At 49.1% G+C, this 15,258-nt stretch carries 12 protein-coding genes; 8 read left to right on the top strand and 4 right to left on the bottom strand.

Going from position 1 to position 15,258, the window contains the following annotated elements; all coding sequences use genetic code 11:
• Window positions 1-207: 207 nt before the first annotated feature.
• Window positions 208-930 (bottom strand): TorF family putative porin, encoded by a 723-nt coding sequence (locus tag ACXAG2_RS14570; protein WP_119502746.1) that lies wholly within the window; start codon window positions 928-930, stop codon window positions 208-210.
• Between the two features lie 403 nt (window positions 931-1,333).
• Between ACXAG2_RS14570 and rpe the strand changes: the two genes are divergently transcribed.
• The 8 genes from rpe (at window position 1,334) to ACXAG2_RS14530 (ending at window position 9,903) form a co-directional block, all read left to right on the top strand.
• Window positions 1,334-2,011, top strand: coding sequence for a ribulose-phosphate 3-epimerase (gene rpe, locus ACXAG2_RS14565; protein WP_474841467.1), 678 nt, complete (start codon window positions 1,334-1,336; stop codon window positions 2,009-2,011).
• 26 nt (window positions 2,012-2,037) lie between these two features.
• Window positions 2,038-3,048: a tryptophan--tRNA ligase gene (trpS, locus tag ACXAG2_RS14560; RefSeq protein ID WP_474841469.1), complete on the top strand. Its 1,011-nt coding sequence runs from the start codon at window positions 2,038-2,040 to the stop codon at window positions 3,046-3,048.
• A 26-nt stretch (window positions 3,049-3,074) separates the two neighbouring features.
• Complete coding sequence (locus ACXAG2_RS14555; RefSeq protein WP_474868082.1) at window positions 3,075-3,659, top strand: anthranilate synthase component II; 585 nt, start codon at window positions 3,075-3,077, stop codon at window positions 3,657-3,659.
• Window positions 3,660-3,732: 73 nt separating this feature from the next.
• On the top strand, window positions 3,733-4,962 hold the full coding sequence (locus tag ACXAG2_RS14550; RefSeq protein WP_474868079.1) for an HDOD domain-containing protein: 1,230 nt from the start codon (window positions 3,733-3,735) through the stop codon (window positions 4,960-4,962).
• Window positions 4,963-5,323: 361 nt separating this feature from the next.
• Window positions 5,324-6,529 (top strand): aspartate aminotransferase family protein, encoded by a 1,206-nt coding sequence (locus ACXAG2_RS14545; RefSeq protein WP_119502751.1) that lies wholly within the window; start codon window positions 5,324-5,326, stop codon window positions 6,527-6,529.
• A 26-nt stretch (window positions 6,530-6,555) separates the two neighbouring features.
• Window positions 6,556-7,593: an arginine N-succinyltransferase gene (gene astA / locus ACXAG2_RS14540; RefSeq protein WP_474841477.1), complete on the top strand. Its 1,038-nt coding sequence runs from the start codon at window positions 6,556-6,558 to the stop codon at window positions 7,591-7,593.
• 15 nt (window positions 7,594-7,608) lie between these two features.
• Window positions 7,609-9,078 carry a succinylglutamate-semialdehyde dehydrogenase gene (gene astD, locus ACXAG2_RS14535; RefSeq protein ID WP_474868076.1) on the top strand — a complete coding sequence of 490 codons (1,470 nt, stop codon included), beginning with the start codon at window positions 7,609-7,611 and terminating at the stop codon, window positions 9,076-9,078.
• Between the two features lie 18 nt (window positions 9,079-9,096).
• Window positions 9,097-9,903 carry a 2-oxoadipate dioxygenase/decarboxylase family protein gene (locus ACXAG2_RS14530; RefSeq protein WP_474868073.1) on the top strand — a complete coding sequence of 269 codons (807 nt, stop codon included), beginning with the start codon at window positions 9,097-9,099 and terminating at the stop codon, window positions 9,901-9,903.
• A 97-nt stretch (window positions 9,904-10,000) separates the two neighbouring features.
• On the opposite strand, the gene ACXAG2_RS14525 is transcribed toward ACXAG2_RS14530, so the two are convergent.
• The 3 genes from ACXAG2_RS14525 to parC all read right to left on the bottom strand — a co-directional run bounded on the left by ACXAG2_RS14525 (window position 10,001) and on the right by parC (window position 15,102).
• On the bottom strand, window positions 10,001-12,181 hold the full coding sequence (locus ACXAG2_RS14525; RefSeq protein WP_474868070.1) for a putative bifunctional diguanylate cyclase/phosphodiesterase: 2,181 nt from the start codon (window positions 12,179-12,181) through the stop codon (window positions 10,001-10,003).
• Window positions 12,153-12,692, bottom strand: coding sequence for a heme NO-binding domain-containing protein (locus ACXAG2_RS14520; protein ID WP_474868067.1), 540 nt, complete (start codon window positions 12,690-12,692; stop codon window positions 12,153-12,155). The genes ACXAG2_RS14525 and ACXAG2_RS14520 overlap by 29 nt, the downstream gene beginning before the upstream one ends.
• Window positions 12,693-12,801: 109 nt before the next feature.
• Complete coding sequence (gene parC / locus ACXAG2_RS14515; protein WP_474868064.1) at window positions 12,802-15,102, bottom strand: DNA topoisomerase IV subunit A; 2,301 nt, start codon at window positions 15,100-15,102, stop codon at window positions 12,802-12,804.
• Window positions 15,103-15,258: the final 156 nt, after the last annotated feature.

The following is a 15,258-nucleotide window of genomic DNA, read 5'->3' as shown; positions in this document are numbered from 1 at the left end:
ATTGTCTTCGCCGGCTAAAAAGTAACCTTATTATAGCGACAATAAGAATTCTAACAAGCTGAAGTTAGCACAGGAAAAGTGGCATTTTTTTCATCTTCTGAAAACAGCGGGAAGCAAAGTAAATGAATGCCTGAATTACAAATAAAAAACCCGGAGACAGTTGCTCCGGGCTTTTACTCTCAACGTTAAAAAAGAGGTCTGTTGAACTTACAGTTCGAAATCTACACCGTAAGAAATAACATACTTGATTGAATCGTTATCCAGAGCGTCTCCCGGATATTCATCATCTAAATCTGTACCGGTAATAGCGAAAGTAAAACCGTCTTTCGCGATAGATACTGCCCAGTCCGCATAACCTTCAACACCGTTGAAAGCTTCTGCAAAGTCACCCTGGTGATAACCAACGTGCAGACCCAGCTCTGCACCGGAAGCTACCGGCATGCCGTAGTCCAAAGACACGTAAGAAGCCTGAGCAAAACCGAAGTCCTGGCCTTCGCCTTCATCAGCTTCAGTGTTAGCCAGTAAGTAAAGGGTAGCACTGAAACCGCCGTAACCTACAGTACCGTAGATTTCCCCGAAATCGAATTCAGCTTCTTCATCGTAGTTGTAGTACAGGTAACCGACATCATAAGTGAAGTCACCAGACTCACCTGAGAAACCGAAGTATAAATCGTGCTCGTATGAGTAGACATCATCTGACGCATACTGAACGTTAGATACCCATGTACCGGCATAGAAACCGCTTTCGTCAGCGTAATCGATACCACCCTGAACAGCAGGTTCGTTAGTAGTCTGAGTCAGACCACGCCAGATATAGTTATTTGTGACACTTACGTTCGCACTCAATTCTGCAAAAGAAGGCGCAGAAGTCAGTAAAGCTGCAGATGATACGGCAACAGCCAGCAACGTTTTTTGAATGGAAGTTTTCATGTGTTCTCCGTTGGATTTTATTTATGTACGTATTGAACGATTTCTGTCTTATTGTTTTTATTCAGCTTTCTCGTATAAGGCAAAACTAATGCCCATCTGATTAAAATCATAAATTTATGAATAACCAACTGATAACAATGAATTTTTATTCACAGAATTTAAAAGTGACATTAAATAAAACCAAACAGCACCATTATGGTTCGCACTGAATTTGAACAACATCACTATTTTGGTGCAGTCATTCATCCTATTTCATGACATTTAGTGAGAAATGTCATTGCGACACTATAATTCGCACTTATTTGCGGTATCCGGCCCTGCTTATGCTGGCCGCAGACAAGACAAACGCGGCCTGCCGCGCTATCATCCGGTGCGTTCTTAAGAACATATAAGGTATGAAGCTATGAAAGAGTTTTTAATCGCCCCTTCTATATTGTCTGCTGATTTCGCCAGATTGGGGGAAGATGTGGAGGCAGTGCTGGCAGCAGGTGCTGATGTGGTTCACTTTGATGTGATGGACAACCACTATGTCCCCAACCTTTCATTTGGTCCGATGATTTGCGAAGCATTGCGGAAATATGGCATTACCGCTCCCATCGACGTGCATCTGATGGTGTCACCGGTGGACGACCTTATCGAACAATTTGCCAAAGCCGGCGCCAGCTATATCAGTTTTCATCCTGAGGCGAGTCAGCACGTCGACCGTTCGCTGCAATTGATCATTGATAACGGCTGCCAGCCCGGACTGGTTTTTAATCCGGCCACCCCGCTTCATTACCTTGACCATGTCATCGACAAACTGCATCACATATTGATCATGTCGGTGAACCCGGGTTTCGGAGGACAGTCATTTATCCCTTCAACACTTGATAAACTCCGTGCAGTTAAACAGCGGGTAGAAGAAAGTGGTAAAAATATCCGTATTGAAATTGACGGAGGGGTAAAAACCGATAACATTCGTGCCATCGCAGAAGCTGGCGCAGATATGTTCGTTGCCGGCTCGGCAATATTTAATGCCCCCGACTATAAAAATGTAATTGACGACATGCGACGGGAATTAGCCGCCGCAAACAACGTCTGAATTCAGCAGGTACAGGTAATCAGGAAATGAGTAACAAACCCATTGTATTAAGTGGCTGTCAGCCCTCAGGACAACTTACTATCGGTAATTACATGGGAGCCCTCAAACAGTGGGTTGCCATGCAGGATGATCACGATTGCCTGTATATGCTGGTAGATTTACATGCCATTACGGTGCGTCAGGAGCCCGCGGCGTTACGGGAAGCCTGCCTTGACGGTCTGGCCTTATACCTGGCCTGCGGCATTGACCCCGAAAAGAGCACCTTGTTCGTGCAGTCCCATGTACCCGAACATGCCCAGTTGGCCTGGATCCTGAACTGCTATACCCAAATGGGTGAGCTGAACCGCATGACTCAGTTTAAAGACAAGTCTGCGAAGAATGTAACCAATATCAATGCCGGCCTTTTCACCTACCCGGCACTGATGGCCGCAGATATTCTGTTATACCAGGCAAATCAGGTACCGGTAGGTGACGACCAGAAGCAACACCTGGAACTGGCCCGTGATGTTGCCACACGTATGAACAACATCTACGGCGATATGTTTGCTATCCCGGATCCGTTCATCCCTGAATTCGGCGCACGCATTATGAGCCTGCAGGATCCCGGCAAGAAGATGTCTAAATCTGACGACAATCCGAAAAACTTCATCGGCTTGCTCGAAGATCCAAAGAAGCTCACAAAGAAAATCAAAAGTGCGGTAACTGATTCTGATGAACAGGCACGCATTTATTTCGACACTGAAGAAAAGCCGGGTGTATCTAACCTGCTGACATTATTGTCTCTGTCTACAGGCCGTTCCATTGATGAACTGGTTCCTGAATACGAAGATAAAATGTATGGTCACCTTAAAGGCGATGTGGCTTCTGCTGTCGTTGCACTGCTTGAGCCAGTACAAACGCGCTTCAAAGCGTTACGGGAAGATCGTGCTTATCTTGATGAAGTCATGAAAAAAGGGGCAGAAAAAGCCTCAGCCCGTGCAGCTAACACACTGGATAAGGTTTACGACACACTGGGCTTCATTCCCCGTCCACGCTAAGCCGGCACAATATACGGAGTCAGTTTGTGTTGTTATTAATTGATAACTTCGATTCCTTTACCCATAACCTGGCCCGCTACTTCACTGAGCTGGGCCAGCAGGTAAAAGTGGTGCGTAACGACGAAATCTCCCTTGAGCAAATCGCCGCGCTGGCACCGCAATACCTGGTGTTGTCACCGGGTCCCTGCACGCCGGATGAAGCCGGTATTACCCTCAGCGCCATTGACCACTTTGCCGGTAAAATTCCTATGCTGGGAGTTTGCCTGGGGCACCAGTCTATTGGTCAGGTATTCGGCGGTAAAGTCACGCGGGCAGATAAGGTCAGACACGGTAAAAACTCTGCCCTTTTTCACAATAATACGGGAATGTTCAGCGACTTACCCGACGGATACACTGTCACCCGGTATCACTCACTGGTACTTGAACCTGAAACCTTGCCGGACAGTTTGTCAGTGGAAGCCTGGTGTATTAACGAAAGTGGTCAGCGGGAAATTATGGCGATTGCCCACAGAACGCTGCCTCTGTGGGGTGTCCAATTTCACCCGGAGTCACTGCTGACAGAGCATGGCCACGCTATTTTGCAGCGGTTTATTACGCTGGCAGATGCATAATATTCAGAAAGTATTCAAAAAAAATCATACTCCGGCCGATAACAGGTTACTATGATTTTTCCGGTAGCCCGATATGCTTTCGTTTTCTGTACCCGACAGCACCCCGAATAAAAATGACGTACGCAGGAGCCGCCCGGTAGTGGAGCATACCCCTGACAACTTACCCCCAATCAATGAGAGGTTTGATAACCTGCTGATTGCGCCTGCGCGGGTGTCTCAGATGATGGGCCGCCGCAGTCCGGGGGAAGTGGCGTTTGCCCAGTCGGAACAGGGCGATGCCCGTCGCCGTTTGCTGCATGTTGAAAAAGTCGCCATTAAAAACAAACAGCTTCTGGCACAGTCAGAAGCCAGTCTGTTAGACCGTGTTAACGCCGAACTTCATCAGTACGTTTTTGAGTTGCTGAAAGATGAAATAGACAATACAGAGGTGGTCCTTACCTCTGTACTTAACCTGAGTCATGAAGTTGCACCGCTGCTGGATATTCTGTCAGTCAGGGCCACATCTATTTCCCGCATTGAACCTCATGCTGCGGCACTACCATGGCTCTACGATGACCTCATGACCGTGGTAAATGCACCTAAGTTTCGTCGTAAGGACTCTAAGGGAAAAGTGATTCCGGTGGAAACCTTACGCACGGCGCTGAGCTTTATCGGTATTGAAAACCTCCGTTTATTGCTGCCGGCCATGATTCTGCGCCGGGCTCTGCCGAAAATTACCGATCCGTATCCGGACATTAAAAATCGTATCATGCAATTCGCTCAGTCAACGGGTCTGACTATGCGCGCACTGGCTGATGATTATGATTTACCGCCCCATGAAGCCTTCACCGCAGGGATTCTGTCCCAGCTGGGACGGTGTGCGGTGTCGCGGTTGTATTTTAAAGCTTTTGAGCAGGCGCAGATTGCATTGTTAAGAGAAGCTGAAATTGCAAAGGACACTGAACAGCACGGAGCGATGGCGAAAGTACAGCCATCGGCAAATTACCTTATTGCTATGCAGCAGGAATTTTCTGAGCCGCTGACAGCAAGGCTGTTAGAGATACTGCAATTTAAACGTCTGCGCCTTGCGCTGCCGTTTATTGAAATCACAGAGAATGATCAACACCCTCACGATCTCACAGAGCTTTACAAGAAAGCCAAAGCTTATGCCGCTGTACGTATGTTGCACCAGAGTAAATTTCTGAACAAAGACGAAATCCCGCTGGCACTGCATAAAACGGGCTTTGTCAGAAGCGAACGTGACATTTTGAAATCCACTGACATTTTTCAGCTTCCTCTGATTGAGAATCCGCCTCTGGATTAACGTCTTTTGTGCACGAAATCGCCGTTTTTCGTGCACTTCCACAAAATTTAATCAAAAATTTTGACTGGATAATCATTCATACCGCTAAAAATCACGGTACGTCCTTCGCCCCGCCGCCACTTGCCCTGACTCAACTTATTAACAAATTGCATAAGCTTAGACAAATAAGCTGAATGCTTATGCACTTTTTATGCAAAACAAGCTAAAACCCTCTAAAAACAAGGCCTGCAGCGGGATTCCCAAGGTTACAAAGTGGCGATTAACTGGCATACTGTATAGCTAATTCGTACTTTTCGCATCCAACATCATCTGCACAATTTCACATTTGCACAGCGGATGCCCGATAAAAGAGGTAACTATAATGAACGTAACTCGCGCAACCTTTGATGAGGTCATGGTCCCTAACTACAATCCGGCCAATATGGTACCGGTACGTGGTGAAGGTTCCCGCGTTTGGGATCAGGATGGTGCTGAATACATCGATTTCGCAGGTGGTATTGCCGTAAACGTACTGGGTCACAGCCACCCTGCACTGGTTAAAGCATTAACCGAACAGGGCAGCAAGTTGTGGCACTTAAGTAACGTTTTCACTAACGAACCTGCACTGCGTCTGGCAAAGAAGCTGACTGAAGCCACATTTGCCGAGCGCGTTTACTTTGCTAACTCAGGTGCTGAATCTAATGAAGCGGCACTGAAACTGGCACGTCGCTATGCACTGGAAAAATTCGGTGAAGAGAAAAACGAAATCATCGCCTTTAACAAAGGATTCCACGGTCGTACTTTCTTTACTGTAACAGTAGGCGGACAAGCCGCGTATTCTGATGGCTTTGGCCCTAAGCCCGGCGCTGTTGTTCACTGTGACTACAACGATCTTGCAGCATTTGAAAAGCTTATTTCAGATAAAACCTGTGCGGTTATGATGGAGCCTCTGCAAGGTGAAGGCGGCATTATCTCTCCTGATCCTGACTTCGTAAAAGGCGTGCGTGAACTGTGTGATAAGCACAATGCACTGCTGATCTTTGATGAAGTGCAATCGGGTGTTGGCCGTACCGGCAAACTGTACGCGTACATGGGTCTGGGTGTGACGCCGGATATTCTGACCACAGCGAAATCGTTAGGCGGCGGCTTCCCGATTGGTGCCATGCTGACTACCGCTGAAATTGCCGCTCACCTGAAAGCCGGTACTCACGGCAGTACTTACGGCGGTAACCCGCTGGCATGTGCAGTAGCCGAAGCCGCTCTTGACGTAGTGAATACGCCGGAAGTGTTAAACGGCGTAATCGAAAAAGAAAACCTGTTCCGTGAACTGCTGGGTGAAATCAACGCTAAGTACAATGTGTTCGAAGAAATCCGTGGACAAGGTCTGTTACTGGGCGCTGCCCTGAACAAAGATTACGAAGGCCGCGCCCGTGACTTCCTGGTTGCTTCGGCAAACGAAAAACTGATGTGCCTTGTGGCCGGTGCCAATGTAGTGCGCTTCGCTCCTTCTCTGATCATTTCAGAAGAAGAAATCCGCGATGGTATGGCACGCTTTGAGCGCGCTGTAGCCAGCGTAGTTAACGCCTGATAAACAACGGCTCCGGAAACGCGGTTATGTATATTATTCGCCCTATTAACACTGGTGACTACGACGCACTGAACAACATCGCAGTGGAGTCCGGTATTGGCTTTACGTCATTACCGGTAAATGAAACGCTGCTGCGCAAAAAAATCAGTCGTGCAGAAAGCGCTTTTTCCGAACAGGTGGTTCAACCCGGCAATCAGTCTTATCTTTTTGTTATGGAAGATACCACCACCGGCACTGTGGTAGGCACCACAGGTATTGAGGCCGCTGTAGGTCTGGATGATGCGTTCTACCATTATCACATGGGCAAAGTTGTACATGCCTCCCGTGAGCTGAATATTCACAATACTGTGGATATTCTCTCTGTGTGTAACGACTACACCGGCGTCACCGAAATCTGCACGCTGTTTCTGCGTGAACAGGCAAGGGGCGGTATTAACGGCCGCTTCCTGTCTAAAGTGCGATTTTTGTTTATGATGGAGCACCGTGAACGGTTCTCAGAAACCATCATTGCCGAAATGCGCGGTGTGAGTGACGAAGAAGGTAAATCACCGTTCTGGGCCTGGCTGGAAGAGCATTTCTTTTCGCTGGACTTCCCCACTGCGGACTACCTTACCGGTATTGGCAATAAACGCTTTATCGCGGAATTGATGCCCAAATACCCCATTTACGTCAATTTATTGAGTAAAGAAGCGCAAGCAGTGATTGGTCAGGTTCATGATAAAACCCGCCCTGCCCTGCTTCTGCTTCAGGAAGAAGGCTTCAGCTGCCGTGGCTACGTAGATATTTTCGACGCCGGCCCGACTGTAGAAGCGAATCTGAGCCATATCCGCACAGCACAGGCAAGCCGCAAGCTACCGGTGGTCATTGACGACCAGACGGCAGCACAAGGCGGACAGACCTGTTACATCATTAATACCTCTGTAGCGGATTTTCGCGCCGTTGCCACTGATTTGGCGGTCAGCGAAGAAAACAATGTTGCTGCCATTTCCCGCCAGGCTGCAACGGCACTAAATATAAACGAAGGCGACATGGTACGTTTTGCGCCAGTCAGCTTTCGGGACTAACGACAGGATTGATTCATGCAAACTACACACTTTATCAATGGTGAGTGGGTCGCTGGACAAGGACACACTATTCAGTCGGTTGATCCGGCAAAAGACCAGGTTATCTGGGAAGGACAAGCTGCCACCGCAGCACAGGTTGACGAGGCCATCGCTGCCGCACGTAATGCGTTAACAGACTGGTCATTTCAAAGCTTTGACGAGCGCCTGACAGTCATCAAAAAATACGGTGAACTGCTGGCAGACAGCAAGCCTGAACTGGCTAAAATCATTGCCCGTGAAACAGGTAAACCTGAATGGGAAACGGCAACAGAAGTGGGCGCCATGACAGGTAAAATAGGTATTTCCGAAAAGGCCTATCATGAACGTACCGGTACTGTTGAAAACCCTATGCCCACAGGCCAGGCGTTCATCCGCCATAAGCCCCATGGCGTGGTAGCTGTATTTGGTCCGTATAATTTCCCGGGCCACTTACCAAATGGCCACATTGTACCTGCGCTGATGGCGGGCAACACCATTGTGTTTAAACCCAGCGATTTAACCCCGGCTGTGGCTGAATTCATGGTGAAGCTGTGGGAAAAAGCCGGTTTACCAGCAGGTGTACTGAACCTGGTACAAGGTGAAGTTGAAACCGGTAAAGCGCTTGCCACGCATGCTGGTATTGACGGTCTGTTCTTCACCGGTAGTTCCCGTACCGGTAAAATTCTTCACGAGCAGTTTGCAGGGCATCCGGGCAAAATTCTGGCTCTGGAAATGGGTGGAAATAACCCGCTGATCGTGAAAGACGTGGCCGACACCGATGCCGCCGTTCACGACATCGTGCAATCAGCCTTTGTGACCTCTGGGCAGCGTTGTACCTGCTCCCGCCGTTTATTCCTGCCATCAGGTGCAGCAGGAGATGCCATCCTGAACCGCCTGGTAGAAGTCACCAAAAACATTAAAGTTGGCGACTACGACGCACAGGAGCAGCCGTTCATGGGTGCGATGATTTCTGCCAAAGCGGCCAGAATGATGGTCGATGCTCAAGCGGAACTGGTCTCTCTTGGCGGCAAAGTGATTGTGGAACTGACTCAGCCGGAAGCAAACAAGGGCTTTGCGACACCGGGCATTATTGACGTGACAGACATGCTTGATGCCTTGCCGGACGAAGAACATTTCGGACCGTTACTGAAAGTCATCCGCTATACCGATTTTGATGCAGCTATCCAAGAAGCAAACAATACCCGTTACGGTTTATCTGCAGGTTTCCTGGGCGACAGCGAAGAAGATTACCGTTATTTCTTCCAGCGTATCCGTGCCGGTATTGTTAACTGGAACCGCCCGATCACCGGAGCCAGCAGTGCAGCCCCCTTTGGTGGAGTAGGCGAAAGTGGCAACCACCGCGCCAGCGCGTACTACGCAGCCGACTATTGCGCATACCCTGTGGCATCTGTTGAGCTGGAAAAAGTTACCCTGCCGGGTACATTAAGCCCGGGTTTAACGCTGTAGCAAAAGGACGCAGTTAACATGCATACAAATGTAGATACCTTATTTGACCGCCTGTGGGACAAATATGTGGCTATCACACCTTCAGCCCATAAAATTCATGCGCTGCTGGTGGGTGAGGAAAACAGTAACAGTATCGTGAACGATCATGTGGCGTTCCGTACTTTCAATCTCGACAAATGCCGGCTGGATAAGCTCGCTGCGCATTTTCTGGCGCTGGGCTACGAGGCGAAAGGCGATTACGACTTTGAAGCCAAAAAGCTGACCGCGAAGCATTTCGAACACGCCGACCTGACTAAACCTAAAGTGTTTATCAGTGAACTCCGTGTAGAAGAGCTGTCAGAAGCCTCTCAGGCGATCATCCATAAGCTGGTAGAGCAAATGGATGAAAGCATCACCACCAGCGAAACGTTTCTTTATTCAGGGCCTCAATGGTCACTGTCTAAAGAAGACTACGATACGCTGCTGAATGAATCTGAATATGCAGCCTGGATGGCGGCATGGGGCTTTCAGGCTAACCACTTCACCGTGAGTGTTAACCATCTCAGTCAGACACAGTCTCTGGTTGACGTGAACACGCTGCTTAAGGAAGCAGGTTTTGTTCTTAACACCTCAGGTGGCGAAATCAAAGGTGGCGAAAACGTATTTCTAGCCCAGTCATCGACTATGGCCGACAAAGCCGGTGTTGAAATGAACGAAGAAACGGTTCAGATCCCTTCCTGCTTCTACGAGTTCGCACAGCGCTACGAACTGCCTGACGGCAAACTGTACCAGGGCTTTGTTGCTGCATCGGCTGACAAAATTTTCGAAAGCACAAACGCTAAGTAATTACACAGCAGAAATCTGCCGTACTTTCATTGGCAAAAGGCTCCTTCACCACAGGTGAAGCAGCCTTTTTTATTTACGCCAGCTATTTTTGCAATGGTCAGCCTGTTACCGTACTCTGTTCCGGTAATCTTGCAAGGAATTCACTGAACTGGGATGGCTTATCAAAATAAAAGCCCTGCAATAAATCCACCCGGGCTTCACGAAGTAACGGCAGGTATTCAGTCAACTCCACCCCTTCCACTACAGTATGAATTTCTAACCGTTGCAACATAACAATAATGCCCTGAAACAACGCCAGTGCTTTCGCGTCATGATGGATGTCTTTTAACAGGCTGCGATCCAGCTTTACCGTACTGAATTCAAACATTCTGAGGTAACTTAACGCAGAGAATCCGCTGCCGAAATCATCCAGCGCCAAGTCGAAACCGGCATCCCTTAACGCCTGAAGTGCACTAATTGCCCGCTGCTCATCCTGCATAAAAATAGACTCGGTCAGTTCTATTTCAATTAATGACTCCGACACTTTTTTTTCCGCACAAATGGCTTTCGCCTGAGCGGGAAAGTGAGGATCTAATAACTGGTTTGCACTAATGTTAACGGCGAGAGGCACAACCTGATGCTGCTGTGCCATAACGGTGAGGTAGTCACAGGCGCGGGACAAAGCCTGCAAGCCTATTTGTAAATCCAGATGATTCGCCTCAGCCAGCGGAATGAAAATGCCCGGAGAGACGTTACCGTGCATAGCAGACTGCCACCTGCACAATACCTCGCCGGACTTCAGCACGCCCTGTACATCGTATTTACCCTGAATGTAGAAATCCAGGCTGTCCTGCTCGATGGTTTTACGTAAATCAGACAGCATGCTGACCTGCGCCTTCATACTCTCCCATAACCCCTGCTGGTAAACGCTCACCCGCCCTTTACCGCCAATCTTCGCCTGATACATGGCTGCGTCGGCATTCTGGATTAAGCGTTCAACGCTGCCGCCATCAAACGGATGGCTGGCAATGCCGATACTCGCGGACAGATGCAACTCCGTACTCTGCGCCTCGATTTTAAGGTTTTCTATCCCCTTAATGACAGATTCACCTATGGCGCTGGCACGATCTTCATCACAATCCGGCAATACCACCACAAACTCATCGCCCCCCCAGCGGGTGACAGTTTTACTGTTGTAATGTATGCGGGAAAGGACGCGGGCCACTTCCTGTAAACAGCGGTCACCGGTTTCATGACCGGCACCGTCATTGATTTGTTTAAACCCGTCCAGGTCGATAAACAAGAGCTTGAAGTTCTGACCGGATTCCAGTGCGTTTTCCAAAGCTTCATTCAGCCCGTTGCGGTTGCTCAAACCGGTCAGATCATCATGCATAGCCATCTGACGTAAGCGGGTTTCATTAAATTTACGCTCGGAAATGTCACGGACAGTGGCAATCAGATAAGGCTTTTTTTGATACTGGCTTTCAAACCGTGCCAGCGATATATCTACCGGCAATTCCCGCTCATCAAGTGTTACCAGTACCGTTTCAAACCGTATTTGCTGATGTCCGTGCTTTGACAAATGTTTGTCTGCATCAACAATCAAATCCTTTAACGACCAGCCGAGGGTCATGTTTTTATCCTGCACTTTGATAAGAGAAACGAATGCCTCGTTACACTCAGTGATGGAATAGTCGTCTGACAACACCAGCATTGCTTCGCGGGAGCTTGCGAAGGCGGATGCCATCAGATGAAAGGTCTGCTCTGCTTCACGTTCGTAAGTGATGTCGCGGGTGGTGCCCACAATCCGCACTGCAGAACCAAATTCGTCCCGTTCCAGCACTCTGCCCCGTAAACGCATCCAGAGAAACATTTCGCGGAACCGGTAACGGAAGGACACCTCAAGCCGGTCTTCGCCGCCGTGCAGCACGATAGCCCACTGAAACTCCAGGTTGGAAATGTCTTCTTCATGTATGTTTCGCAGCAAATCAATCGGACTACTTTCCCGCAACGACTCTTTGGCGGAACGGAGTGAAAATGAACGGACAGTAATCCTGTCGTCGATCGCCCGCCATTCCCAGTAAGACTCCTGGGCAGCCCACATGGCAAGACGCAACCGGGTTTCCGTTGCCTGACTCTGCTGCAGAGCGTCATACAAAGCTACGCTACGTTCAGTCAACAGGGCTTCCGCCTGTTCACGGGCACGCTTTTCCCTGGCTAAACGGCGCTCCAGCGCTGCAATCGCCTTGCTGTTTTTGTCCATGTCCACATCAGCTTTCAACGGTGATATTGAATTCATAGGTATGGGGCTTATCTGATTTTGCTTTTGTGCGCCGGATAGTTTGCCCGAAGTAATCGGCTGCACCGTCCATCAGACCTTCTGCCAGAGAATGCAATTCCCTGGTTGAGTAATATTCTAACAGCATGGCGTTATCCGTTTTTGACAACACTTTGAAAGTCGGTAAATCAGCATCAGGATAGAGCTTGCGTACCTGAACATGAATATCGTTGTCCAGCACACTGAGGGCATCAAGAATGCCGCTGCGCCCTGCCATCACCTGGCCATGGGAGGTTGCAAGGCGGCCAAACAAATAGTAGCCGAAATCATGCAGCAGTTCTTCTGCAGGCTTACCGGTTTTTTCTACCAGCACACCAACCAGTTTCTGCATTTCAGAGAAGGGGTAGTAACCTACTGATGTGTAGGCACCATCATTTTCAAGGTTCGCCGCGATAATCACCTCATCAGCAAATTCCGGTGAGACCTTTTCTTCCAGCATTTCAACCAGCGTTGTGAACACAATCCCCAGCATACGGACATTCCTGTTTTATCCAATCTTATTAAGTGTAGCCCGGTAATACCGGGCCACAAGTCAATAATTGGTCTAAACCGCAGCAGGTAAGCTGATTGCAGTCAGAGACTTAGGCGTCGTCGTTGCCTTCGCTGTCTGTTTCAGGCGCAGCAGCTTTGGGGAGTTCAACAATGAGGTCGTCTACCCGCTGCAGACCACGGGGAAGTTTGTTGCCCCGGCGTCCCCGCTCACCCTGGTAATGCTCAAGGTCAGCCGGTGACAGCGTCATGCTGCGTTTACCAGCAACCACTTTCACCGATGCGCCGTCAGGTACAACGGTTAAACAGCACACAAACTCTTCACGGGTTTGTGCTTTCGCTGATGGGATATTAATGATTTTATTACCTTTTCCTTTCGCAAGGCTGGGTAAATCCCGTAACGGGAACAGCAACATACGCCCTTCATTTGAAATGGCTAAGCACCAGTCGGATTGAATATCATTTACCCGTTGCGGCGTAATCACTTTGGCTGCGGTGGGTAAACTTAAGAAAGCCTTACCGGCTTTATTTTTACTGATCATATCCGCAAATTTGCCGACGAACCCGTAACCGGCATCGGATGCAATGAGATATCGCTGCTCATCATCACCCATGAGTACATCAGTAAACTGTTCGCCTCCCACTACGCTGAAGCGCCCGGTCAGCGGTTCACCCTGGCTGCGGGCAGAAGGCAGACCATGGGCGTCACAGGAGAATGCGCGGCCCGAGGTATCTAAAAACACTGCCGGCTGATTGCTCCGGCCTTTCGCGCTCGCCAGAAATCCGTCACCGGCTTTGTAGCTTAGCCCTTCTGCGTCTACGTCATGACCTTTGGCGCATCGTGCCCAGCCTTTTTCCGACAGAACTACTGTTACCGCTTCGGACGGGATAAGCTCTTTTTCAGACAGGGCTTTGGCTTCGCCACGCTCTACCAGCGGCGAACGGCGATCATCACCGTACTTCTCAGCATCAGCCAGAATTTCTTTCTTAATCAGCGTCTTTAAGCGGCGATCAGAGCCCAGTAAGGTTTCCAGTTTCTTGCGCTCCTCTTCCAGCTCATCCTGCTCACCTTTAATTTTCATCTCTTCTAACTTCGCAAGGTGACGTAATTTCAGTTCCAGAATGGCTTCTGCCTGCTTATCAGACAGTGAGAACCGGCGCATAAGCTCTGCTTTCGGCTCATCAAAGGTGCGGATGATCTCAATCACTTCATCGATATTTAAGAAGGCAATCATTAAACCTTCTAAAATATGCAAACGCGCCAGCACTTTATCCAGGCGGTACTGAAGACGGCGGGTTACGGTGTCTTTACGGTAAACCAGCCATTCCGCCAGAATAGTGCGCAAATCTTTCACCTGAGGACGGCCGTCAAGACCAATCATATTCAGGTTTACGCGGTAACTTTTCTCTAAATCTGTAGTCGCGAACAAATGCAGCATGAGCTGTTCACTGTCCACACGGTTAGAACGCGGCGTGATAACGAGGCGGGTTGGATTTTCGTGGTCAGATTCGTCACGTAAATCACTTACCATAGGCAGCTTTTTCGCCTGCATCTGCGCAGCAATTTGCTCTAACACTTTGCCGCCGGAGGCCTGGTGAGGCAGCGCCGTAATAACAATGTCGCCACTTTCTTCAGTGTACACAGCACGCATTTTTATTGAACCGCGTCCGGTTTCGTAAATTCTCCGGATGTCTGCCCGCGGGGTAATGATTTCTGCATCGGTTGGGAAATCCGGTCCCTGAACATGCTCCAGTACGTCATTTAATTCGGCTTTGCTGTCATCCAGCAGCATGGCACAGGCATTGGCGACTTCACGCACGTTGTGAGGAGGAATGTCCGTGGCCATCCCTACCGCAATCCCTGTCACGCCGTTTAGCAAAATATGCGGCAAACGTGCAGGTAAAACTTTAGGTTCTTTCAGCGTACCGTCGAAGTTAGGCATCCAGTCTACGGTGCCCTGCCCCAGCTCGTTCAGCAACACTTCACTGAAACGGGATAAACGGGCTTCGGTATAACGCATGGCAGCAAAGGATTTGGGGTCGTCCGGTGCCCCCCAGTTTCCTTGTCCGTCTACCAGTGGATAGCGGTATGAAAACGGCTGGGCCATCAATACCATGGCTTCGTAACAGGCAGAATCACCGTGAGGGTGGAATTTACCTAATACGTCACCCACGGTTCTGGCCGACTTCTTATATTTTGCCGTTGCACTTAAACCAAGATCAGACATCGCATATATAATGCGGCGTTGAACGGGCTTTAAGCCATCTGCGATATGAGGTAATGCCCGGTCCATGATTACGTACATGGAGTAATTTAAATAGGCATCTTCGGTAAACCGGCGTAGAGGAAGTTGCTCAACCCCATCCCGGTTGATAATGATTTCGTCGCTCATGCGTTATTTTCGTTATGATGTGGTTCACTGCTTTTTAGCCATTGTGAGCCAATCCCCGCCGATACGCAATAAGCTGACAAACCGGGCGGTAATTTCATTATTGGAACAAAACGTTGAAGCCGCCTGTTCAGCCTTGCCTGCGGAACACCGCCCGCT

Source organism: Alteromonas sp. ABH4_456, from assembly GCF_056160645.1.
This window is presented reverse-complemented; position numbering and strand designations above follow the sequence as displayed.

What these genes read in the sequence shown, in the direction of transcription:
- ACXAG2_RS14570 (WP_119502746.1), bottom strand. Translation starts at nt 930, where the DNA reads ATGAAAACTTCCATTCAAAAAACGTTGCTGGCTGTTGCCGTATCATCT.
- rpe (WP_474841467.1), top strand. Translation starts at nt 1,334, where the DNA reads ATGAAAGAGTTTTTAATCGCCCCTTCTATATTGTCTGCTGATTTCGCC.
- trpS (WP_474841469.1), top strand. Translation starts at nt 2,038, where the DNA reads ATGAGTAACAAACCCATTGTATTAAGTGGCTGTCAGCCCTCAGGACAA.
- ACXAG2_RS14550 (WP_474868079.1), top strand. Translation starts at nt 3,733, where the DNA reads ATGCTTTCGTTTTCTGTACCCGACAGCACCCCGAATAAAAATGACGTA.
- ACXAG2_RS14545 (WP_119502751.1), top strand. Translation starts at nt 5,324, where the DNA reads ATGAACGTAACTCGCGCAACCTTTGATGAGGTCATGGTCCCTAACTAC.
- astA (WP_474841477.1), top strand. Translation starts at nt 6,556, where the DNA reads ATGTATATTATTCGCCCTATTAACACTGGTGACTACGACGCACTGAAC.
- astD (WP_474868076.1), top strand. Translation starts at nt 7,609, where the DNA reads ATGCAAACTACACACTTTATCAATGGTGAGTGGGTCGCTGGACAAGGA.
- ACXAG2_RS14530 (WP_474868073.1), top strand. Translation starts at nt 9,097, where the DNA reads ATGCATACAAATGTAGATACCTTATTTGACCGCCTGTGGGACAAATAT.
- ACXAG2_RS14525 (WP_474868070.1), bottom strand. Translation starts at nt 12,181, where the DNA reads ATGAATTCAATATCACCGTTGAAAGCTGATGTGGACATGGACAAAAAC.
- ACXAG2_RS14520 (WP_474868067.1), bottom strand. Translation starts at nt 12,692, where the DNA reads ATGCTGGGGATTGTGTTCACAACGCTGGTTGAAATGCTGGAAGAAAAG.
- parC (WP_474868064.1), bottom strand. Translation starts at nt 15,102, where the DNA reads ATGAGCGACGAAATCATTATCAACCGGGATGGGGTTGAGCAACTTCCT.